The 21,791-nt window shown below is 65.9% G+C and carries 16 protein-coding genes and 1 pseudogene; 14 read left to right on the top strand and 3 right to left on the bottom strand.

The annotated features are described in order from the left end of the window. The first annotated feature begins 199 nt into the window (after positions 1-199). From J2X50_RS12555 to J2X50_RS12585, 7 genes and pseudogenes are all read left to right on the top strand, one after another. Positions 200-874, top strand: a complete 675-nt coding sequence (locus J2X50_RS12555) for a protein-L-isoaspartate O-methyltransferase family protein (RefSeq protein ID WP_429095315.1) — start codon at positions 200-202, stop codon at positions 872-874. A 196-nt stretch (positions 875-1,070) separates the two neighbouring features. Beyond that, positions 1,071-2,420: a TolC family outer membrane protein gene (locus J2X50_RS12560; RefSeq protein WP_429095317.1), complete on the top strand. Its 1,350-nt coding sequence runs from the start codon at positions 1,071-1,073 to the stop codon at positions 2,418-2,420. 656 nt (positions 2,421-3,076) lie between these two features. Continuing rightward, positions 3,077-3,358: pseudogene (locus J2X50_RS12565) on the top strand (PopZ family protein); the annotation flags it as partial. A gap of 139 nt (positions 3,359-3,497) precedes the next feature. Beyond that, positions 3,498-6,281: a valine--tRNA ligase gene (locus J2X50_RS12570; protein ID WP_429095320.1), complete on the top strand. Its 2,784-nt coding sequence runs from the start codon at positions 3,498-3,500 to the stop codon at positions 6,279-6,281. 363 nt (positions 6,282-6,644) lie between these two features. Continuing rightward, on the top strand, positions 6,645-7,787 hold the full coding sequence (locus J2X50_RS12575) for an OmpP1/FadL family transporter (RefSeq protein WP_429095322.1): 1,143 nt from the start codon (positions 6,645-6,647) through the stop codon (positions 7,785-7,787). A gap of 239 nt (positions 7,788-8,026) precedes the next feature. Further along, positions 8,027-8,392 (top strand): hypothetical protein, encoded by a 366-nt coding sequence (locus tag J2X50_RS12580; protein WP_429095325.1) that lies wholly within the window; start codon positions 8,027-8,029, stop codon positions 8,390-8,392. Beyond that, a complete protein-coding gene (locus J2X50_RS12585; RefSeq protein ID WP_429095562.1) occupies positions 8,379-9,197 on the top strand; it encodes a tetratricopeptide repeat protein in 819 nt (272 codons plus the stop codon). The genes J2X50_RS12580 and J2X50_RS12585 overlap by 14 nt, the downstream gene beginning before the upstream one ends. 201 nt (positions 9,198-9,398) lie before the next feature. Here the strand turns inward: J2X50_RS12585 and xth are convergent, their stop codons facing one another. Then, positions 9,399-10,190, bottom strand: coding sequence for an exodeoxyribonuclease III (gene xth, locus J2X50_RS12590; protein ID WP_429095327.1), 792 nt, complete (start codon positions 10,188-10,190; stop codon positions 9,399-9,401). 136 nt (positions 10,191-10,326) lie between these two features. Here xth and J2X50_RS12595 point away from each other — a divergent pair, with 136 nt between their 5' ends. Beyond that, positions 10,327-11,811, top strand: a complete 1,485-nt coding sequence (locus J2X50_RS12595; protein WP_429095330.1) for a nucleobase:cation symporter-2 family protein — start codon at positions 10,327-10,329, stop codon at positions 11,809-11,811. Positions 11,812-11,878: 67 nt separating this feature from the next. On the opposite strand, the gene J2X50_RS12600 is transcribed toward J2X50_RS12595, so the two are convergent. Then, positions 11,879-12,262, bottom strand: a complete 384-nt coding sequence (locus J2X50_RS12600) for a VOC family protein (protein WP_429095332.1) — start codon at positions 12,260-12,262, stop codon at positions 11,879-11,881. Between the two features lies 1 nt (position 12,263). Further along, positions 12,264-12,611, bottom strand: a complete 348-nt coding sequence (gene erpA, locus J2X50_RS12605; RefSeq protein WP_340037457.1) for an iron-sulfur cluster insertion protein ErpA — start codon at positions 12,609-12,611, stop codon at positions 12,264-12,266. Between the two features lie 71 nt (positions 12,612-12,682). Here erpA and J2X50_RS12610 point away from each other — a divergent pair, with 71 nt between their 5' ends. The 6 genes from J2X50_RS12610 to scpB all read left to right on the top strand — a co-directional run bounded on the left by J2X50_RS12610 (position 12,683) and on the right by scpB (position 21,790). After that, a complete protein-coding gene (locus J2X50_RS12610) occupies positions 12,683-13,903 on the top strand; it encodes a deoxyguanosinetriphosphate triphosphohydrolase (protein ID WP_429095335.1) in 1,221 nt (406 codons plus the stop codon). A 63-nt stretch (positions 13,904-13,966) separates the two neighbouring features. Continuing rightward, complete coding sequence (gene argS, locus J2X50_RS12615; RefSeq protein WP_429095337.1) at positions 13,967-15,724, top strand: arginine--tRNA ligase; 1,758 nt, start codon at positions 13,967-13,969, stop codon at positions 15,722-15,724. A gap of 103 nt (positions 15,725-15,827) precedes the next feature. Then, on the top strand, positions 15,828-19,055 hold the full coding sequence (locus J2X50_RS12620; protein WP_429095340.1) for an SPOR domain-containing protein: 3,228 nt from the start codon (positions 15,828-15,830) through the stop codon (positions 19,053-19,055). 117 nt (positions 19,056-19,172) lie between these two features. Continuing rightward, on the top strand, positions 19,173-20,192 hold the full coding sequence (nagZ, locus tag J2X50_RS12625) for a beta-N-acetylhexosaminidase (RefSeq protein WP_429095343.1): 1,020 nt from the start codon (positions 19,173-19,175) through the stop codon (positions 20,190-20,192). 66 nt (positions 20,193-20,258) lie between these two features. Further along, positions 20,259-21,059, top strand: coding sequence for a segregation and condensation protein A (locus tag J2X50_RS12630; protein ID WP_429095565.1), 801 nt, complete (start codon positions 20,259-20,261; stop codon positions 21,057-21,059). Then, entirely contained in the window at positions 21,056-21,790 is a 735-nt protein-coding gene (gene scpB / locus J2X50_RS12635) for an SMC-Scp complex subunit ScpB (protein WP_429095346.1), read from the top strand. The genes J2X50_RS12630 and scpB overlap by 4 nt, the downstream gene beginning before the upstream one ends. The last annotated feature ends 1 nt before the right edge of the window (position 21,791 follow it).

Here is a 21,791-nt window from a genome sequence, read left to right on the forward strand (position 1 = left end):
GCAGGGTGTGGCAGCGGGCCGCCTAAGTCCTTGATTGACTGTGGTGGCGTTTTTTGCCACACCGCGCGCTAAGTTGTTGCCCGAATTTGGTTGACGGCGCCTGGGCGAGGCCTCCAGCTTCCTCGGCACCGCCGCCGGGGTTCCCATTTCGGGCGCATTGGCATTGCGCATCTCGCGCCGAAGGCGGGCCGGTTAAGACATGAACGCTGATTTTTCCGAACTTCGCGTGAAGATGGTGGACGGCCAGGTCCGCACCACTGACGTCACCGATGCCCGCATCCTGTCGGCCATGCTGGCGGTGCCGCGCGAGGCGTTCGTCGACAACGGCCTGCGCCAGCTCGCCTATATCGACGAGGACCTGCGCTACGCCTCGACCGGCGACAGCGGCGAACCGCGCTACCTGATGGAGCCGTCTCCCTTCGCCAAGCTCGCCCAGCTCGCCGAGGTGCAGGCGGGCGACTTCGTGCTCGATGTCGGCTGCGCTACCGGCTACTCGTCGGCGGTGCTGTCGCGTCTGGCCAGCTCGGTCGTGGCGCTCGAGGTCGATCCGGCGCTCGCCGCCAAGGCCACTTCGACGCTTGCCTCGCTCGGCTACGACAATGTCGTCGTCGTTTCCGGCCCGCTCCAGGACGGCTATCCGTCGGAGGCTCCCTACGACGTCATCTTCGTCGGCGGCAGCGCCGAGCAGGTGCCCGATGCGCTCCTGTCCCAGCTCAAGGAGGGCGGCCGCCTGGTCGTAGTCGAGGGACATGGCAATGCCGGCGTGGCGCGTCTCTTCGTCAAGGCGGCCGGCACCGTGACGGCCCGCCGGGCCTTCAATGCGGCAGTTAAGCCACTGCCGGGCTTCAATCGTACACGCGAATTTGAGTTCTGACCGGCTTTTTCTTGCGGTGCACAGCGCGCCGTGATGATCTAAGAACCGGACGAGTGTGCCTGATTCTTGACCTCTTTGGTTGGGATTAGGCACGTTGAGCCGGTTTTCCGTGAAGGCTTCAGCCAGCCTTCCGGCAGATCGCCGCAGAACGAATGAGGGACGCGTAGTGTCGTTATTCCGCAAGAGCTTTTTGGCCATGGCCTTGGTTTCAGCCACGGCACTGTCGCCGTTGTCGGCTTCGGCCGAAACGATCCTCGGCGCCTTGTCCAAGGCCTATCAGAACAATTCGCAGCTCAATTCGGCGCGTGCCGGCGTGCGCGTCACCGACGAGAACGTCGCCATCGCCAAGTCGGGCTGGCGCCCGACGGTGAACGGCTCGGCCGGCATCGACTATCAGACCACCAGGCGCAATGCCACGACGAACCTGACGACGGGGTCGTTCGGCGTCGAGATCCGCCAGTCGCTGTTCGACGGCTTCCAGACCAAGAACAACGTCGCGGCGGCCGAGGCGCGCGTGCGGGCCTCGAACGAGAGCCTGCGCAACACCGAGCAGAACATCCTGTTCAACGCGGCAAGCGCCTACATGGACGTGATCCGCGACCGCCAGGTGGCCGCGCTGACCGAGCGCAACCTGCAGTTCCTGACCGAGCAGGCGCGCGCCGCGCGCTCGCGCTTCGACGTGGGCGAGGGGACCCGCACCGACGTGGCCCAGGCCGACGCCTCGCGTTCGGCCGCGCTGGCGCAGCTGAGCGCGGCGCGGGCGCAGGCGCTGTCGAGCGCCGCCATCTACCGCCAGATCGTCGGCGACGAGCCGAAGAACCTGAAGGCGGCCTCTCCGCTCGGCAGGCTCCTGCCAAAGAGCCTCGATTCCGCCGGTGCGCTGGCGGCTGAAGCGCACCCGGCGATCCTCGCCACCGAATACCTGGTCGACGCGGCGGGCTTCTCCGTGAAGTCGGCGGAGGGAGCCCTGCTGCCGCAGGTGTCGGCTTCGGCGGGCGTGTCGCAGATCTATCGTGACAGCGCACCGAACAGCGGATCTTCACCGGACGGCTGGTCGACCTCTGCCAGCATCGGCGCGACGCTGACGGTGCCGATCTACCAGGGCGGCCGTGCTTCGGCGCAGGTGCGCCAGTCCAAGGAATCGCTCGGCCAGGCCCGCATCGAGGTCGATGTCAGCCGCGACCAGGTGCGCGCGGCCGTCACCTCCGCCTGGACGCAGTACACTGCGGCGCGCGAGAGCGTGTCGGCAAACCGCGAGCTGGTGTCGGCGGCGCAGCTGGCGCTCAACGGCGTCATCGAGGAGCGCAATGTCGGCCAGCGCACGACGCTCGACGTGCTCAACGCCCAGGCCGACGTCATCAGCGCGCAGATCAACCTGGCGACGTCGGAGCGCGACGTGGTGGTGGCGAGCTACGCCATCCTGTCGGCCACGGGGCGCCTGTCGGTCGAAAGGCTCGGCCTGCAGGTGACCAAGTACGATCCGAAGGAGCACTACAACGCCGTCAAGGACAAGTGGATCGGCCTGAGGACGCCCGACGGCCGCTGATACGGCCGCACAGCAAGAAATCTCGAACGGGCGCGCGCTCTGACGGAGCGGGCGCCCGTCGTCGTTTCCGGCCTGAGGCAACGGATCGTTAATCTGTTGAAATCGCCGTGGCCGGCCGAAAGGGGATTCTCGAAGGGGAATCGGTGGGTTACGCTGAAAGCCTGATTCGAAGCCCGTTTCGGCGGGCGGGAATGTAACCGGTCACAAAGGCGGCGGATGTGACGATGGCCCAGCCCAGCACTGTTCAACGCGAGCCCTCGATGGAGGAGATTCTCGCCTCCATCCGCAGGATCATCGAAGACAACGACGGCGGAAAGCGCCCGACGATCGACTTCGAGCAGGCGAAGCCGGAGCCGGAGGATGTGCGCGGCGAGCGCAACGTCATCGAGGTCGAGGCCTTCAGGGCCGAACTCCAGGCTGCCAGGCCAACGCCGGAGGTGAAGGCGGAGGTTGCTCCGCCCGCCAAGCCCGCGGTGCAGGACTCCCGCGTTGGTTGGCCGTCCGCCGAGCCGGTGAAGCCGGCCGCGACCGAGACCAGCGCGCCGAGGATCGAGGCGACCGTTCCAGCGCGGCCGGTCGCCGCGAGCTGGTCGCCTTCGCCGACCCGGGCCGTCGAGCAGATGGAGCAGCTGGCCGGCCCGGCGCCCGTCGCCGCTGTCGCACCGGCTCCGGCCGGCAATCTCGTCGAGCAACCGGCCGCTCCGGAGCCGATGGCGACGAAGCCGGCACTGATCTCGGATGTCGCGGGGCGCCAGGTTTCGGCCGCGTTCGGCGAGCTGAACGGCGCCTACGCCGCGCGCAGCCGCATGTCGTTCGACGAGATCGCGGCCGAGATGATGCGGCCGATGCTGCAGGACTGGCTCGACAACAACCTGCCCACGCTGGTGGAGAAGCTGGTGCGCGAGGAGATCGAGCGCATCGCGCGCGGCGCACAGTGATTTTTGAGGCACCGACCATGAAAGCGCCGCCTTCGGGCGGCGTTTTCGTTTCGGCAGCATGCCGGTGGCGCTGTTGACTTGACCGCACCCATCCGATTTACACCGGACAGAAAATCCGGACCGAACGGAACCAATTCCGATGCTTGAGAAGACCTACGACGCCAAGACCGTCGAGCCCAAGATTGCCAAGACGTGGGAAGAGGCGGACGCCTTCCGCGCGGGCGCCGGCGCCGCCGAAGGCGCCGAGCCCTTCACCATCGTGATCCCGCCGCCGAACGTGACCGGTTCGCTGCACATGGGGCATGCGCTCAACAACACGTTGCAGGACATCCTCGTCCGCTTCGAGCGCATGCGCGGCAAGAACGTGCTCTGGCAGCCGGGCATGGACCATGCCGGCATCGCCACGCAGATGGTGGTCGAGCGCAAGCTGATGGAAAGGCAGATCCATCGCCGCGACCTGACCCGCGAGCAGTTCGTCGACAAGGTGTGGGAGTGGAAGGCCGAGTCCGGCGGCATGATCTTCAACCAGCTCAAGCGGCTGGGCGCCTCCTGCGACTGGTCGCGCGAGCGCTTCACCATGGACGAGGGCCTGTCCAAGGCGGTCATCGAGGTCTTCGTCACGCTGCACAAGCAGGGCCTGATCTACAAGGACAAGCGCCTTGTGAACTGGGACCCCAAGCTTCTGACCGCGATCTCCGACCTCGAGGTCGAGCAGCACGAGGTCAACGGCAACCTCTGGCACTTCCGCTATCCGGTCGAGGGCGAGGTCTACGATCCGGAGAACCCCAGGACCTACATCACGGTTGCGACCACCCGTCCCGAGACGATGCTGGGCGACAGTGGGGTTGCCGTGCATCCCGAGGACGAGCGCTACAAGGCGCTGGTCGGCAGGAACGTCATCCTGCCGATCGTCGGGCGCAAGATCCCGGTCGTCGCCGATGAGTATTCCGATCCCGAGAAGGGCACGGGCGCGGTGAAGATCACGCCGGCGCACGACTTCAACGACTTCGAAGTCGGCAAGCGCCACGACCTGGCGCAGATCAACGTGCTGACGGTCGAGGCCAGGATCAACATCGTCGACAACGAGGATTTCCTCGCCGGCGCGGACCGTACCGAAATGCGCGAGGGCGTCTGGGCGCAACTGCAGGGCCTGGACCGCTTCGAGGCGCGCAAGCTGGTCGTCAGCCTCATGGAAGAGGGCGGGTTCCTCGACAAGATCGAGCCGCACAAGCACATGGTGCCGCATGGCGACCGCGGCGGCGTGCCGATCGAGCCCTTCCTCACCGACCAATGGTACGTCAACGCCGCCGAGATGGCCAAGCCGGCGATCAAGAGCGTGCGCGAGGGCCGCACCAACTTCGTGCCCAAGAACTGGGAGAAGACCTATTTCGACTGGATGGAGAACATCCAGCCCTGGTGCGTGTCGCGCCAGCTGTGGTGGGGGCATCAGATCCCGGCCTGGTATGGTCCCGACGGACAGGTCTTCGTCGAGCGCACCGAGGAGGAGGCGCTGGACGTCGCCGTCCAGCACTATCTCGCGCTCGAGGGCCCGTGGAAGGCCTGGGTCGAGGAGCAGCTCGAGAATTTCGAGCCGGGCAAGATCCTGACCCGCGACGAGGACGTGCTCGACACCTGGTTCTCGTCGGCGCTGTGGCCGTTCTCGACGCTCGGCTGGCCCGACAAGACGCCCGAGCTCGACACCTATTACCAGACCGACGTGCTGGTGACCGGCTTCGACATCATCTTCTTCTGGGTCGCCCGCATGATGATGATGGGCCTGCACTTCATGGAGGAGGAGCCGTTCCACACGGTCTACGTGCACGCGCTGGTCCGCGACAAGAACGGCCAGAAGATGTCGAAGTCGAAGGGTAACGTCATCGACCCGCTCGAACTGATCGACGAATATGGTGCCGACGCGCTGCGTTTCACGCTCGCCATCATGGCCGCGCAGGGCCGCGACGTGAAGCTCGACCCGGCGCGCATCGCCGGCTATCGCAATTTCGGCACGAAGCTCTGGAACGCCACCCGCTTCGCCGAGATGAACGGGGTCAAGCGCAACGACGACTTCTGGCTCAACGACGCCAAGCTGACCGTCAACCGCTGGATCCTGACCGAACTCACCCGCGCCTCGCGCGAGGTCACCGATGCGATCGCCACCTACCGCTTCAACGAGGCGGCGGGCGCTGCCTACCGCTTCGTCTGGAACACCTTCTGCGACTGGTATCTGGAACTGCTGAAGCCGATCTTCATGGGCGAGGACGAGGCCGCCAAGGCCGAGACCCAGGCGGTTGCAGCCTTCGTGCTCGACGAGGTCTACAAGCTGCTGCACCCGATGATGCCGTTCATGACGGAAGAGCTCTGGGCGCATACGGCGGGCGAGGGCAAGGAGCGGCCGTCGCTGCTGTGCCATGCCGCCTGGCCGTCGCCCGACTTCGAGGACGCCGAGGCAGCGGCCGAGATCAACTGGCTGGTCGACCTCGTTTCCGGCATCCGCTCGGTGCGCTCGGAGATGAACGTGCCGGTGGCGGCGATCGCCCCGCTGGTCTTCGTCGGGGCCAAGGCCGAGACGCTGGGGCGCCTGAAGCGGCACCAGTCGGCGATCGCCCGGCTGGCGCGCGTCGGCGAGATCACCCAGGCGGACGCCGCACCCAAGGGATCGGCGCAGATCGTCGCCGGCGAGGCCACGGCCTGCCTGCCGCTGGGCACGCTCATCGACCTGACGGCCGAGGCGGCGCGCCTGCAGAAGGAGCTCGCCAAGACGACCGAGGAGATCGCCCGGCTGCACAAGAAGCTGTCGAACGAAAAGTTCGTGGCCGGCGCTCCCGAGGAGATCGTTGCCGCCGAGCGCGAGAAGCTGGAAGACTACCGGCTGACCCAGCAGAAGCTCGACACGGCGCTTGCCCGGGTGCGCGAAGCCAGCTGACGATTCGACGTGGTGGCCTGCTGCAGCCTCAGGCTGCAGCAGGCCGGCGGCTGCCAGCAAAAGCGGCATGCCGCAGCGGAATTGTGGTCGCTGTAACCATTTTCCGCCCGATTGTTGCCAAAATGTAACAGCCGGCCGAAATACCCCAAAAATCGCGATTTCCGGAAGAACGCGGGCGGAAATTCCTGGAATTTCTTGCCCGACCAAATGCGGAATCGTCGAAATTGACGTTTCCGTAAGAGGAAAGCTTGGCGCGTCGGCGGGCGCGCAGGTCCGGCCTGTCGGCGTTGGCAAAAAATCAATGTTGCCCGACGACAATGAAGCCGTTCAATTCGGCTCACGAGCTTTTCGGGAGAGGACACCATGACCAACCTTCGTCTCAAGACGCTGCTGGGGGCAACGGCGCTGACGATGCTTGCCGCGGGCGCAGCACAGGCCGGCGGGTTTTCGCGAGGCGCGGCCGATACGGACATTCTCTTCGAGGAAGGGAACTTCAACCTGCGGACGGGCGTGACGATCGTCAGCCCGAGCCGCAAGTACACGTCGAATCCATCGGCGCCCCATCTCGTGGGGACGGATCCGTTCGAAACCTACGTCATCCCGTCGGCTGCGGTGAAGTTCAAGATATTCGACAACCTCAATTGCGCGGGCACCTACACCCAGCCGTTCGGCGGTTCCGGCGCCTGGGAGTTTCCCGGCACGTTGACGGGCAAGGTCAAGGAGGAGTTCGTCCTCAATGAATTCGGCGCGACCTGCGGCGTCAATTTCGACATGGGCAAGGGCCGCCTTTGGGTCCTGGGCGGCGTGTTTGCCGAGAACTTCGACTATGACCGGGCGAATGTGATGCAAGTGGCGCCGGGTGTTTATCGCCCGGTTACACTAACTTTGAATGGCACAGACGTCGGCTATCGCGTTGGACTTGCCTACGACATCACGGAGATCGCGCTGCGTGCGCAAGTCATGTATCGCTCCGGCACCTCCTACGGCGCGGAAGGTACCTTGACGACGCCGCTCGGTTCTATCCCTGCACTAGGTATCGGCGAAGTCCCGCAAAGCGTTGAAATGAAGCTTCAGTCCGGTGTTGCCCCCGGCTGGCTGGCCTATGGTTCGGTGAAGTGGACTGACTGGAGCGTCAACAAGACTCTGGATGTGGTTCGCACGAACGGCGCCATTATCAGCCGCAACGAATATTACTGGAAGGACGGCTGGACCGTCACCGGCGGCGTGGCGCATTCGTTCACCGACCGCATCGCCGGTACTGTCAGCCTGACCTGGGACCGTGGCGTCGGAACGGGCTACGACCATTCCAGCGATACTTACACGCTCGGCGTCGGCGGGTCGTTCAAGGACCAGTGGGGCGGCGAATTGCGGGCTGGCGTCGGCCTGTCGTACCTGACGTCCGCCGAGGAAACCAAGTATCCGAGCCCGTACAATCCAGCCGACAACTCGGCTGTCGACAGCGGCTGGGCGACCGCCGTCACTGCCTCCTACAAGGTCAAGTGGTAACCACCGCCGCTTCCACACGAAGCCGGGCCTCGCGCCCGGCTTTTTTGTTGCCCGCCGGTCGTTTGCGCTTCGGAAACCATGTGTGGCTCGCGCGCCACGGAATGTGACGATTCCGCAACACTTTTTCTCCATGCTTTCGGCTATGCGGCTGGAGAGGGCAATTGCCCATTTCCCGCCATAAACCCGGCGCACCCCGAAGAGGTCTTCGGACCGCGACAGGACCGTGGCGGAGACTCGACATGAGCCGCAATGGTGCGGCAGGGACGAAAATGGACGCCAAGGCGATCTTTACGGCCAAGCAGTCGGTCGGCCACCTCGCGGTGGTGCGGTTGCCTTTGCGCCGGCTTCGCCCGCATGGCCGTACTTTGGCCGAAAATTCAGGGCATCTTCGTTCGGGTGACGTCTCGGACCGTGCGCGCCTCGGCGCAGCAATGCGATCCGGGGCCGAGCCAGCGGAGAGGGCGAGTGACTGGAAGCCGTTTTCTGCCGGCCGCGGGCCGGAGGGAACGACATGGAATTATGCCCAATCCGTCGCGGCGAACCGCGACGGTGCGGTGGCCCACCTCGGTGGGGTGAAAGAAATGCATGGCCATGCGGGTCTCTGAGTTGGTTAGGATATCTGCGTATTCTGCGCTCGTCGCCGCCGCCCTTCTCGGCGCGGCCGGCAATGCGCTGGCCTTCGACGACAAGGTCTTCGACGACAAGACCGGGGTGAAGCCGCAGTCCAACCCGTGGGCCGTCTTCCAGTTCGGCTACTCCGCCTACAAGAACGGCCACAAGGACCAGGCCGTCGAGGCATATCGCTACGCGGCCGAAAACGGCCAGATCGGCGCCACCTGGAAGCTCGCGCGCATGTATGCCGAGGGCGACGGCGTCGCCCAGGACGACTACGAGGCCTTCAAGTTCTTCAACGAGATCGCCGAGCAGGATGTCGAACCCGGCTCGCCCGAGGAGAGCTATGTCTCGGACGCGCTGGTGGCGCTCGGCGGCTACATGAAGCAGGGCATTCCCGGTAGCCCGGTGGCGGCAGACCCGGTCGCGGCGCAGGAATATTACATGCGCGCCGCTGCCAACTACCGCAATCCGAACGCCCAGTTCGAGATGGGCAAGATGTTCCTGAACGGGGATGGCGGCGTCAAGGCATCCGTCCGGCAGGCCGGGCGGTGGCTGCAGCTGGCCGCCGAAAAGGGCCATGCCGGCGCCCAGGCGACGCTTGGCAACCTGCTGTTCCAGAGCGGCAAGGTAGTGCGCGGCCTCGCCATGATGACGGCCGCGCTGGAGCGAGCGACCCCTGTCGACCAGCCCTGGATCAGGGGCATGCAGGAGGAGGCCTTCGCGCTCGCCGACGAGTCCGACCGCCGCACGGCGATCTCGCTCGCAGAGGACATCCTCAAGAAGGGCAACCAGTAGGCTCGTCGAGGCGCGGCTCTGGGCGGCCTGGGCATAAGGCCCTGCGTGCCGGCCCGACTTCCAGACAATCGGTCCGGCTCAACATGGCTTGCCCGCAGGCGAGCCATTCCTGCAGCGTCATCTCAGGGCGTTTCCGTTTTTCTTCGAATCGCGAAAAACGCTCTATCTCTTTGTCTTGATGCGGTTCCTGACGGAAAATCGCTAAGCCGCCGCCAGGTCGAGGTGGACGGCCACGGGCACGTGGTCGGAGGGCTTTTCCCATGCGCGCACGTGCTTTTCGACCGATGCCGAGCCGAACCGGTTCGCAGCCTCGGGCGACAGCAGCAGATGATCGATGCGGATGCCGTTGTTCTTCTGCCAGGCGCCGGCCTGATAGTCCCAGAAGGTGTAGACGTCCGGCCTGTCGGTCACGGCACGGATCGCTTCGGTGAAGCCGAGGTTCTGCAGCCGGCGGAAGGCCTGGCGCGTTTCCGGCTGGAACAGGGCGTCGCCCAGCCATTGCTCCGGAAAACGGGCGTCGACGGCTTCCGGGATGACGTTGTAGTCGCCGGCGAGCACGAGTGCTTCCTCCAGCGCCAGCCGCTCGGCCGCCCACTTTTCCAGTCGCGCCATCCACGACAGCTTGTAGGGGAACTTATCCGAGCCGACCGGATTGCCGTTGGGCAGGTACAGTGAGACGACGCGCAGCGCGCCCTTGTCGGTCGAGAAGACGCCTTCGATAAAGCGCGACTGTTCGTCCGAATCATCTCCGGGCAGGCCGCGATTGACTTCGTCGAAGCGGAGCTTCGACAGTATTGCCACGCCATTGAAGCCTTTTTGGCCGTGTGTTTCGACATTGTAGCCGAGCGCTTCAGCTTCCAGTCGCGGGAACTGTTCGTCCACCGACTTGATTTCTTGCAGGCAGACGATGTCCGGATCGCTCTCCTTGAGCCAATGCAGCAAGTTGTCGATGCGGGCTCTTACGCCGTTGATATTCCAGGTCACGATCTTCATGAAAATCACGCGATTATTTCAAATAATTCTTGATAGCCGCTGAGGCCGTTCCAGACGATCCTGCATCATCCTTCGGAGGAAGGGAACCGGTTTCCTTTGGCATATTGGGACCGGTTGGCAAAAGGGGAACAATGCCATGTCAATCAGTCCACATCCTGTGGACGAGGTGCTGCCCGCGCCTCGTCTTGCTGCGCTCGGAATCCAGCATGTGCTGGTCATGTATGCCGGCGCAATCGCCGTGCCGCTCATCATCGGGCGCGCACTCAAGCTCGACCCTGAACAGGTCGCCTTCCTGATCTCCGCCGACCTGTTCGTCTGCGGCGTCGTCACCATCATCCAGTCGCTCGGCGCGACCCAGTGGTTTGGCATCAAGCTGCCGGTCATGATGGGCGTGACCTTCGCCGCCGTTGGCCCGATGGTGGCCATGGCCAACGCCAACCAGGGACCGGACGGCGCCCGCATGATCTTCGGCGCCATCATCGGCGCCGGCATCGTCTCGCTGCTGATCGCGCCGCTGGTCAGCCGCATGCTGCGCTTCTTCCCGCCGGTGGTCACGGGAACGATCATCGTCGTGATCGGCGCATCGCTGATGCGCATCGGCATCAACTGGATCTTCGGCAATCCGGTCGGTCCGACCGCGCCACGCATCGTGGCGCCCGAACATGCCGCCTGGCTGAAGTCGGTGACCGAGATGGCCGCCGCGACCGGCTCGACGATCCCGCCGATACCCGACAAGCTGGCGCTCGCAGCGACCGTGTCGAACGTCGCCTATGCGCCGCCCACCAACATCCTGATCTCGGCCATCGTGCTGGTGTCGATCCTGGCCATCGCCAAGTTCGGCAAGGGCTTCGTCGCCAACATCGCGGTCCTGCTCGGCATCGTCATCGGCGGCGTCATCACCGCGGCGCTGGGCATGATGAGCTTCGACAAGGTTGCATCGGCCGGTTGGTTCGAACTCGTCACGCCGCTGCGCTTCGGCATGCCGATCTTCGACCCGATCCTCATCGTCACCATGGTGCTGGTGATGATCGTCGTCATGATCGAATCCACCGGCATGTTCCTGGCACTCGGCGACATGACGGGCAAGAAGGTGACGCAGCCCATGCTCTCCGCGGGCCTGCGCACCGACGGCCTCGGCACGCTCATCGGCGGCCTGTTCAACACCTTCCCGTATACGAGCTTCTCGCAGAATGTCGGCCTGGTGGGCGTCACCGGCGTGAAGAGCCGCTTCGTCTGCGTCGCCGGCGGCGTGATCCTGATCTTCCTCGGCCTCGTGCCGAAGATGGGCGCGCTCGTCGAGGCCCTGCCGACCTTCGTGCTCGGCGGTGCGGGACTGGTGATGTTCGGCATGGTCGCGGCGACCGGCATCCGCATCTTGGCGAATGTCGACTTCAAGACCAACCGCAACAACCTGTTCGTCGTGGCGGTGTCGGTCGGCTTCGGCATGATCCCGCTCATCGCGCCCGACTTCAAGATGTGGCTGCCGCGCGGCATCCACCCGCTGATCGAGTCGGGCATCCTCCTGGCGTCGGTATCGGCCGTCGTGCTCAACGCCTTCTTCAACGGCACCAAGCTCGACGAAGCCGAGATCCGCGAAGCGGCGATGGCTTCGGAAGCGTGATCGTGCACAAATGAAACCGGAAAAGGCCGCCACAGGGCGGCCTTTTTCATTTCGGGCGCTGCCGGCGTCAGTCCGGCTTGCGCTCCACAAGGCCGATCGTGTTGCCGGCGGGATCCTTGAGGAAGGCCATCCATTCGCTTTCGCCGGCCGGGCCGAAGACGCCCGCTGTATCGCGGTGCATCAGCGCGGGTGCTGCGGTGAAGGCGATTCCATCGTCGGCTGCCTTCCGGTGGAAGGCCGCGAGATCGTCGATGTCGAGATAGACGGTGCCTTGCGGCACGCCGCCGGTGAAGAACAGGCGCACGTAGCCGACGACGATGAAGGCGATGCCGGGCGGATCGTAGCGGGCGTGCACGGGCAGGCCGAGCACGTCGAGCCAGAAGCCGAGCGTGGCGTCGATGTCCCGGCCGGCCGAGAGCGCAACCTGGCGGAGCGCTCGAGGCGGGCTCATGCTAGACTGAGAAGCTGGTGCCGCAGCCGCAGCCAGCGACCGCGTTGGGGTTCTTGATCTGGAACGACTGGCCCATCAGGTCGTCGACGAAATCGACCACCGAACCGCCCATGTAGACGAGCGACAGGTCGTCGATCAGCAGCGTCGCGCCATCCTTCTCGATGGCGATGTCGTCGGCGTTCGCGCTTTCGACGAGATCGAACTTGTAGGAGAAGCCGGAGCAGCCGCCGCCCTCGACCGAGATGCGCAGCGCCGTCTTGCCCGGCTCGCCGGCGACGATCTTGGCGATGCGCCTGGCTGCGGCGTCGGTCATCTCGACTTTCATTGCGGTCTTGGCATCTGCGCCCATTGGCGTCACCTTGCGTTCGGTTTCCCATGATAGGTATGAAGCGACCTGGGGCAAGTCAACTGGTGGGGAGCATGGACGGCGAGCGGCAACTTGGCGACATCGGCTTCGGCTATCGCCCGCGGGCGGCCTATGCCTGCGATCCGGCGCGCTCGCGCGGGCGCTTCGTCGACGAGGTCGAGAGCCCGACGCGCACGCCCTTCCAGCGCGACCGCGACCGCATCATCCATTCGACGGCCTTCCGCCGCCTCAAGCACAAGACCCAGGTGTTCGTCGCGCATGAGGGCGACCATTTCCGCACCCGGCTGACCCACACCATCGAGGTGGCGCAGATCGCGCGCGCGCTGGCCCGCGCGCTGCGCTGCGACGAGGACCTGGCCGAGGCGATCGCACTGGTGCATGACTTCGGCCACACGCCCTTCGGCCACACCGGCGAGGACGCGCTGAACGCCAGGATGGCCGCCTGGGGTGGCTTCGACCACAACGCCCAGTCGCTGCGCGTGGTGACCAAGCTCGAGCGGCGTTATGCCGAGTTCGACGGCCTCAACCTCACCTGGGAGACGCTGGAAGGGCTGGTCAAGCACAATGGCCCGCTGACCGACGCCACGGGCAAGGGGCTGAAGGGCCCTGTGCCGCAGGCGATCCTCGACTATTGCGAGCTTCACGACCTCGAACTCGATCGCTTTGCCAGCCTCGAGGCCCAGTGCGCGGCGATCGCCGACGACATCGCCTACAACACCCATGACATCGACGATGGGCTGAGGGCCGGGCTGCTGACGCTGGACATGCTGGGCGAAGTGGCGCTGCCGGCGAAGATCCTGCGCGGGGTGCGCGAGCGCTATCCGGCGCTGGATGCCGTGCGCACCGGCCACGAGTTGATGCGCCGGCAGATCACCATCTTCGTCGAGGACGTGATTTCGACGGCGGCGGCCAGGATCGAGCGCCTGAAGCCGCAAAGCGCCGACGAGGTGAGGGCGGCCGGCGAGGCGCTGGTGACGTTCTCCGACGAGATGACGGTGCTGGAGAAGGAGCTCAAGGCCTTCCTCTACCGCAACATGTATCGCCACCCCGAGGTGATGCGCGTGCGCGCCAACGCCGACACCATCGTGCGCGAGCTGTTCGATGCCTATTTCACCGATCCGCGCGCCATGCCCGAGGGCTGGCGCGAAGGGCTCGACCGCTGCGAGGAACGGGTCAAGGCGAGGGCGGTGGCCGATTTCCTGGCCGGCATGACCGACACCTATGCGGTCAAGGAGCACCGACGTTTGTTTGACCATACGCCCGATTTGGTTTAGGCCGGGCGCACTTTTTCCGGCATTCTTGCCGGTCGACACGCAATGCCATGCAGAGCCGAGCAGATGAACATTTTCGCCGATTTCAACGAGCGGATCACCAAAGCCGTCGAAGCGCTTGAATTGACTCCGAAAGATGGCGGTGCGCTCGACCTGACGCGCATTGCCGTGGAGCCGCCGCGCGACGCCAGCCACGGCGATCTTGCGACCAACGCGGCCATGGTGCTGGCAAAGCCGACCGGGCAGAACCCGCGGGCGCTGGCCGAACGGCTGGTTGCGGAACTCGCCAAGGATGCCGACGTCGCCACGGCCGAGGTCGCCGGACCCGGCTTCGTCAACCTCAGGCTCAAGGACGGTTTCTGGCAGAAGCACCTCGCCGGCCTGCTCGTGAGCGGCGCCGACTACGGCCGCTCGACCATCGGCAACAAGAAGCGCGTCAACGTCGAATATGTCTCGGCCAACCCGACCGGCCCGATGCATGTCGGCCATTGCCGCGGCGCGGTGGTGGGCGATGCGCTCGCCAACATCCTCGACTTCGCCGGTTACGACGTGACCAAGGAATATTACATCAACGACGCCGGCGTGCAGATCGACGTGCTCGGCCGTTCGGTGATGCTGCGCTATCGCGAGGCGCTGGGCGAGGCGATCGGCGACATCCCTGCCGGGCTCTATCCGGGCGACTATCTCGTGCCGGTCGGCCAGGCGCTGGCCAAGGAATTCGGTCCGAAACTGCTGGAGATGCCCGAGGACGAGGCGCTGGCCATCGTCAAGGAGCGCACCATCGACGCCATGATGGAGATGATCCGCGAGGATCTGGCGCTCCTCAACGTGCGCCACGAGGTGTTCTTCTCCGAGCGCACGCTGCATGCCGACAACGCCAAGGCGATCCGCTCGGCGATCAGCGACCTGACGCTCAAGGGCCACATCTACAAGGGCAAGCTGCCGCCTCCCAAGGGCGAGAAGCCGGACGAGTGGGAAGACCGCGAGCAGACGCTGTTCCGCTCGACCGAGGTCGGCGACGACATGGACCGGCCGCTGATCAAGTCGGATGGCTCGTTCACCTATTTCGCCGCCGACGTGGCCTACCTCAAGGACAAGGTCGATCGCGGCTTCGAGGAGCTGGTGTTCGTGCTCGGCGCCGACCATGGCGGCTACGTCAAGCGCATGGAGGCGCTGGCGCGAGCGGTGACTGGCGGGACGGTGAAGCTCGACGTGCTGCTGTGCCAGCTGGTCAAGCTGTTCCGCGACGGCGAGCCGGTGCGCATGTCCAAGCGGGCGGGGGAGTTCATTACCCTGCGCGAGGTGGTCGAGGAGGTTGGTCGCGATGCGATCCGCTTCATGATGCTCTACCGCAAGAGCGACGCGCCGCTGGACTTCGACTTCGCCAAGGTGACCGAGCAGTCCAAGGACAATCCGGTCTTCTACGTCCAGTACGCGTCCGCGCGCACCCATTCGGTGTTCCGGCAAGCCAGGGAGCAACTCGGCGACGTCGATCTCGGCCGCGTCAATCTCATGGCCCATGTCGACCGGCTGACCGACGAAGGCGAGATCGCGCTGGTGAAGAAGCTCGCGGAATATCCGCGGCTGATCGAGGCCGCGGCACAGTCGATGGAGCCGCACAGGCTGGCATTCTACCTCTACGACCTCGCCAGCACCTTCCACGGACACTGGAACCGTGGAACGGACAATCCCGACTTACGCTTTGTTAAGGTTAACGATCCAGAATTGACCTATGCCAGACTCGGGCTGGTGCAGGCTGTTTCGGACGTCTTGACGTCGGGCCTGGCGTTGATCGGAGCGGAAGCCCCCACCGAAATGCGCTAGGTTTCCTGGGATTTCCTGTCACCTTTTGCCCACATTGCGCTGGTAAGGGCCAACCTTACGCGATGTCTTCGGATGTCCGAAAAGTGCGAGTTCGGGAAAACTAATGGCAGACAGAACCCAGCTGAAGATCGCCGACAACAAGAATGATTTCGCCGACGAGGATCCGTTCGCTGAACTGACGCGGATCATGGGCTTCGACCCACGCCAGCCGGTGGTGCGCCAGGATTCCGGCGCGCCCACGGGACGTGCGGAGCCGGCGATGGACGACGATTTCGGCATCGACCTGGAAAAGGAACTGCTTGGCGAATTGGCCGGCGAGGACCTGGCGGCTGCGCCCGAACGCGAGGCGGCCGCGGCCTACGAGGAGCCGGCGGCGCCGCAGTTTGCCTCAGAGTCCGAATACGAGCCCTATACCGCCCAGGCCTATGCTGCCCAGGAGCCGGCCTACGGGCGAGCCCCGGAGCCCGAATTCGAGGCCGATGGCGCGTTCGACGACGCGGTCGCCGCCTCGTTCGACGAGGGCCTCGCGCTCGAGGACGGGCTGGTCGGGGCGCTCGAATACCAGACTGCGCCGCAGGTCGACCGTGAACAGCATGTCGCGTCGACAGTGGAAGCCGGCCAGGCGTTCGACGACGCACTGGATGAATCATTCGAACAGCATTTCACGCTCGAGGACGAGTTGCTGCCGGCCGAGGAGGCTGCCGCGCCGGTGGTCGAGGCGCAGCCCGTGTACGAGGCCCCGGCCGAGCCCGATCTCGACGTCGCTTTCGACGCCGCCCTGGCCGATGTCGACATGGATTTTGCGGTCCACGGCGACGTCGCCTATGCATCGGCGGAGAAGGATGAGGCAGTCTACGCCTCCACCGATGATGCCGGCCATGCGCCCGCGGATGAAACGGAAATGACCCTCGGCGGTTACGAGCCGGTCGAGACGACTGCCTATTCGGACGAAGACATGGCCGTGGAAACGCCTGCGGCGGCTCCGGTCGCACAGGCGCAGGACTATGACGAGTTCGAGCGCCGGCTGCAGGATGCCCTGACCGACGAGCCGGCCTACGAGGCACCGGTTGTCGCCGCTTCGGCCTACGAACCGGTCGCTATGCAGCAGGCCGAACCGGCAGCACAGCCGGCGCGCTCGGAAGACAGCCTCGAGGACGAACTCAACGCCTTGCTGGGCACCATGAGCAGCCAGGCCAGGGCTCTGTCCAATCCGGTCGTCGTGCCGCTTCGCCCGGTGGCCGAACCGGCCATGCCGGCGGACGCGCCAGCCCATTCCAAGTCGCTCTGGGCACCGGCACAGCCGGCCGAAATCGAGCCGCGGCCGGTCGAGACCGACTATGCCGTGGCTTCGGCGGCAGACGAGCCCGTCTACGCCGAGCCGACATACGCGGAACCGGCGTACGCCGAGCCGACCTACGATCGGCAGGCCGATGATGAAGTAAGCTTCGACGACGAGGCCTTCGACCTGGCGTTCGAACGCAGCAGCGAAGCCGAGGCAACCGCACCGGTCGAGCCGGTGGCGGCGCCGGTCCAGCCCGCGCCGGACCGTCCGCTCGCGGCTTCGCGTTACGAGCATGCCCGCAGCTGGGGGCTCGGCACGCCGGTGGCGCCGCGTTCGTCGCCGATGCCGGACTACTCTGGCTACAGGCCCCAGCTGGCAGTGCCGCAGCCCGTCGCCGCGGCGGTCGCCGCTCCGGTCGTGGCCAGCTACCAGGCGCCGCGTACCGAGGTTCCCGCCTACGAGCCGGAGATCGAGGCGACCGACGACATGCAGGACGACCTCGAAGCGGAACTCTTCGCGGCCGTTTCGGCGGTCGACGAAGCGCCCGACATCGAGACGGTCGACGTTCCCGAGAAGGCGATCGCGCTCGCCGACGACCTCGACATTCCCGAGCTGACGTTCGAGGACGAGACGCCGCCGGCTTCCGCCTACGACGATCTTGAGGGCGAGTTCTCCAGCCTGATGAACGAGATGCAGGCAGCCGAGCCGGCGCCGGCCCCGGCATCGTCAAGCTATGCGTCGAACCCTTACGCAGCCGGCTTCGATCGCCAGGCGCTGCGCGAGGCGACACCTGTGCGGCCGGCCGAATTTCCTGCCGCGGCAGCGACCGGCGCCATTGCCTCGGCCGCCGCAGCCTATGCCGGCAGCGACCGGTCCTTCGCAAGGGGCGGCGACCACTTTGCCGGCCACGGCGCGCGCACCGCACCGCAGGGACGCGAAGCGCCGCAGCCCGGGGAATCGCATGACGAGTTCGCCTTCGATCCGGATTTCGACGAGGCCATGGCAGCCTCCGACCTGCCCGGTTCGCCGGTTCCGGCCCGTCCTGCCCGTCGCGGCCTGATGATCGCGGCCATCGTCGGCGCGGTCGCCGTCGTTGGCGGTATCGGCGCGCTTGCCCTGTCGTTCGGCGGCAGCGACGGTGCCGACACCCCGGTCGTGCTCAAGGCCGATGACGGCCCGATGAAGGTCAGGCCCGAAAACCCGGGCGGTGCGATTGTCCCCAACCAGGACAACAAGGTTTATGACCGCGTCGCGGGCGGGAGCGCGACCGCCACGCCGACGCAAGAGAAGCTCGTGACCAACACTGAAGAGCCGATCGACGTCGTGGCCCAGGAAGCCGAGGCGCGTGCCAACGACAATGCCGCGGCAGGCCAAGAGCAGGCAGCCGCTCCGAAATCCGAGGACCGCGTTCAGCAGGCGATCGAGGCCGATCAGCCTGTGTCCGATGACGAGACCGCGGCTGTTGCACCGCGCAAGGTGCGCACCATGGTGGTGAGGCCCGACGGCTCACTGGTCCCCCGCGAAGACCCGGCTCCGGCACCGCAGGTGGCGGCGACCGAACCGGCCGATCCGGCACCGCAGCGCGTTGCCGAGCCTGGCGCCGGGGCGACCGGTACCGTTCCCGCCGCCGCCAAGCCGGCTCTCGCGCCGGTGGCCCCGGCAAGGCCTGCGCAGTCCGCCGAAACGCCTGCCAGCGCCCCGATCGCGCCGCAGCGCCCGTCCGAGCAGCCGGTCAACGTGGTTGGCGAGGTCAAGCCTGACCAGGTGGCGGCGCTTACGCCTGCGGCGTCCACGACTGCCGCGGCTGGCGCCTGGGCCATGCAGATCGCCTCGCAGCCGAGCGAAGAGGCGGCCAAGTCGACCTACCAGGACCTGCTGCGCCGCTACAACGGCGTGCTCAACGGCCGCGAGGTCAGCATCGTCAAGGCCGAGATCGCCGGCAAGGGCACCTTCTGGCGCGTTCGCGTGCCGGCCGGCACCCGCAACGATGCGGTGGCGCTGTGCGAAAGCTACAAGTCGGCCGGTGGCAACTGCTTCGTCTCGAAGTGACGCCCGGCAGACTGAGGCATCGATGGGGAACGGCGCGGCTCTGCTGCGCCGTTTTCATTTGCGTGCCGCGATCCGGCGCGATTCTATCCCTTGGCAAAAGGCGCTAAGCTTCCCGACATGACCGAATCAAAATCGATGATCCTGGGCTGTGCAGGCCTTTCGCTTACTCCCGAAGAAGTCGCGTTCTACCGGCGCGAACGGCCCTGGGGGTTCATCCTGTTTGCCCGCAACGTCAAGGAGCCGGAGCAGATCCGCGACCTGGTCGCGTCGATGCGCGACAGCGTGGGATGCCCGGAAGCCCCGGTGTTCATCGACCAGGAGGGCGGCCGGGTGCAGCGCCTGCGCCCGCCGCTGGCGCCCAACTATCCGGCTGGCGGGGCGCTCGGCGCGCTCTACCGGAGCGACCGCGAGGCGGGACTGAGGGCGGCCTGGCTGCACGCGCGGCTGCACGCCTTCGATCTGAGCCGCTACGGCATCACCGCAGATTGCCTTCCGGTGCTCGACGTCCCCGTGGAAGGGGCGAGCGACGTCATCGGCGCGCGCGCCTATGACCGCGACCCGGCCGTCGTGGCGGCTCTCGGCCTTGCCGCCGCCGAGGGCCTGCTTGCCGGCGGAGTGCTGCCAGTCATGAAGCACATCCCAGGCCATGGCCGGGCGACTGCGGACACGCATTTCGAGCTGCCCACGGTGCTTACGCCGCTCGACGAACTGCGCGCCCACGACTTCGCGCCGTTCAAGGCGCTCAACCACCTGCCGATCGCCATGACCGCGCACGTCATCTATAGTGCCGTCGATCCCGACGCGCCGGCCACGACTTCGCGCAAGGTGATCGAGGAGATCGTGCGCGGCGAGATCGCCTTCGACGGGCTTCTGGTCAGCGACGATACCTCGATGAAGGCACTTTCTGGGGATTTCCCGTCAAAGTCGGCGGCGATCCTTGCGGCAGGCGTCGATCTCGTCCTTCACTGCAACGGGGTGATGGAAGAGATGGAAGGCATCGCTTCGCGCGCCCTTCCGCTGGTTGGCAAGTCGCTGCAACGCGCCGAAGCGGCGCTCAAGGCGATCACGGCGGGCGACGGCCACGACGAAGCGTCGATCAGGGCAGAATTCGGTCACTATTTCGAGGCAGTTGCATAGCCTCTCAACCAGAAGGCGCGGATCTTGGCGGAAGCATTGGAAAGCAAGGCTGCAAAGCCAGCACCGATGGACCGCCTGTGGGCGGAAAACGCCGACGAGGACCGGACGACGGACGACCCTTCGCTGGTCGTCGACGTCGCCGGCTTCGAAGGGCCGCTCGACCTGCTCCTGCATCTCGCCCGCAGCCAGAGGGTCGACCTCTCGCGCATCTCGATCCTGGCTCTCGTGGAGCAGTATCTCAACTTCGTCTCCCAGGCGCGGGCGCTGCGGCTCGAACTCGCCGCCGACTACCTGGTCATGGCCGCCTGGCTCGCCTTCCTCAAGTCGAAGCTCCTGATCCCCAAGCAGCCGGGCGAAGAGGGCGAAAGCGGCGAGGAACTCGCGGCGGTGCTGCAGTTCCGGCTGAAGCGTCTCGAGGCGATGCGCGATGCGGCCGCCCGGCTCGTCAACCGCAATCGGCTCGGCCGCGACGTCTTTGCGCGCGGCGCACCCGAGATGGTCATCATCGACAAGCGCAACGAGTATTCGGCCTCGCTCTATGACCTCCTGAGCGCCTATGCCGGACAACGGCAGCGCCAGGCGATCACCAACGTGCAGATCGCCAGGCGCGGGGTGTGGTCGCTCAAGCAGGCGCGCGAGATACTGACCCGGCTGATCGGTCAGTTCAGCGACTGGACCTCGCTCGATCATTTCCTGATCCGCTACACGACCAACCCCGAGCAGCGGCCGACGGCGATCGCCAGTTCCTTTGCCGCGAGCCTCGAAATGGTGCGCGAGGGACATATCGAGATCAGGCAGCACGAACCTTTCTCGCCGATCTACCTGCGCGACCGCCAGCACGCCCGCAAGACCGAAGGTGCGTCATGACCGAAGGATCGAATGTCGTTCCGTTCTCTGTCGAGGACGAGGACGGCAAGACCGTCGAGATCAACCCCGCGGCCCGGCTGCATCTGGCGGAAGCCGTCCGCATGGCCGAAGCCATCGTCTTTGCCAGCGCCGAGCCGGTGAGCGAGCGCCAGCTCGTGCAGCGCCTGCCCGAAGGGGTGGACGTGCCCGCCGCCATGGCGGAACTGCAGCGCATCTACGAGCGGCGCGGCGTCAACCTGATCCGCGTCGCCGACGCCTGGGCGTTCCGCACCGCCGGCGATCTCGCCTTCCTGATGAGCCGCGACACCGTGCAGCAGAAGAAGCTGTCGCGTGCAGCACTCGAGGTGCTGTCGGTGATCGCCTACCACCAGCCGGTGACGCGCGCCGAGATCGAGGACATTCGCGGCGTCGAGACCTCCAAGGGTACGCTCGACACGCTGATGGAGACGGAATGGGTGCGCATGCGTGGCCGCCGCAAGACGCCGGGCAGGCCCGTGACCTACGGCACGACGGAAAAATTCCTCGACCATTTCGGCCTCGAGGAGATACGCGACCTGCCGGGCATCGAGGAACTGAAGGGGGCGGGACTGCTGTCGACGCGCATGCCGCCGGGCTTCTCCGTGCCGCTGCCGCCGGCCGACCCGGACCAGCTTGCCGAGGACGAGGATCCGCTGACGGACATCGATCTCGAGGAGCTTGGCCTGTTGACACCTCGTGCCACAGATGATTGAC

Origin of the sequence: Aminobacter sp. BE322 (genome assembly GCF_050433525.1) — a bacterium.
Lineage (GTDB): Bacteria > Pseudomonadota > Alphaproteobacteria > Rhizobiales > Rhizobiaceae > Aminobacter.

Coding starts and splice junctions, on each gene's coding strand:
- J2X50_RS12555 (WP_429095315.1), top strand. CDS start 200: ATGAACGCTGATTTTTCCGAACTTCGCGTGAAGATGGTGGACGGCCAG.
- J2X50_RS12560 (WP_429095317.1), top strand. CDS start 1,071: ATGGCCTTGGTTTCAGCCACGGCACTGTCGCCGTTGTCGGCTTCGGCC.
- J2X50_RS12570 (WP_429095320.1), top strand. CDS start 3,498: ATGCTTGAGAAGACCTACGACGCCAAGACCGTCGAGCCCAAGATTGCC.
- J2X50_RS12575 (WP_429095322.1), top strand. CDS start 6,645: ATGACCAACCTTCGTCTCAAGACGCTGCTGGGGGCAACGGCGCTGACG.
- J2X50_RS12580 (WP_429095325.1), top strand. CDS start 8,027: ATGAGCCGCAATGGTGCGGCAGGGACGAAAATGGACGCCAAGGCGATC.
- J2X50_RS12585 (WP_429095562.1), top strand. CDS start 8,379: ATGCGGGTCTCTGAGTTGGTTAGGATATCTGCGTATTCTGCGCTCGTC.
- xth (WP_429095327.1), bottom strand. CDS start 10,190: ATGAAGATCGTGACCTGGAATATCAACGGCGTAAGAGCCCGCATCGAC.
- J2X50_RS12595 (WP_429095330.1), top strand. CDS start 10,327: ATGTCAATCAGTCCACATCCTGTGGACGAGGTGCTGCCCGCGCCTCGT.
- J2X50_RS12600 (WP_429095332.1), bottom strand. CDS start 12,262: ATGAGCCCGCCTCGAGCGCTCCGCCAGGTTGCGCTCTCGGCCGGCCGG.
- erpA (WP_340037457.1), bottom strand. CDS start 12,611: ATGGGCGCAGATGCCAAGACCGCAATGAAAGTCGAGATGACCGACGCC.
- J2X50_RS12610 (WP_429095335.1), top strand. CDS start 12,683: ATGGACGGCGAGCGGCAACTTGGCGACATCGGCTTCGGCTATCGCCCG.
- argS (WP_429095337.1), top strand. CDS start 13,967: ATGAACATTTTCGCCGATTTCAACGAGCGGATCACCAAAGCCGTCGAA.
- J2X50_RS12620 (WP_429095340.1), top strand. CDS start 15,828: ATGGCAGACAGAACCCAGCTGAAGATCGCCGACAACAAGAATGATTTC.
- nagZ (WP_429095343.1), top strand. CDS start 19,173: ATGACCGAATCAAAATCGATGATCCTGGGCTGTGCAGGCCTTTCGCTT.
- J2X50_RS12630 (WP_429095565.1), top strand. CDS start 20,259: ATGGACCGCCTGTGGGCGGAAAACGCCGACGAGGACCGGACGACGGAC.
- scpB (WP_429095346.1), top strand. CDS start 21,056: ATGACCGAAGGATCGAATGTCGTTCCGTTCTCTGTCGAGGACGAGGAC.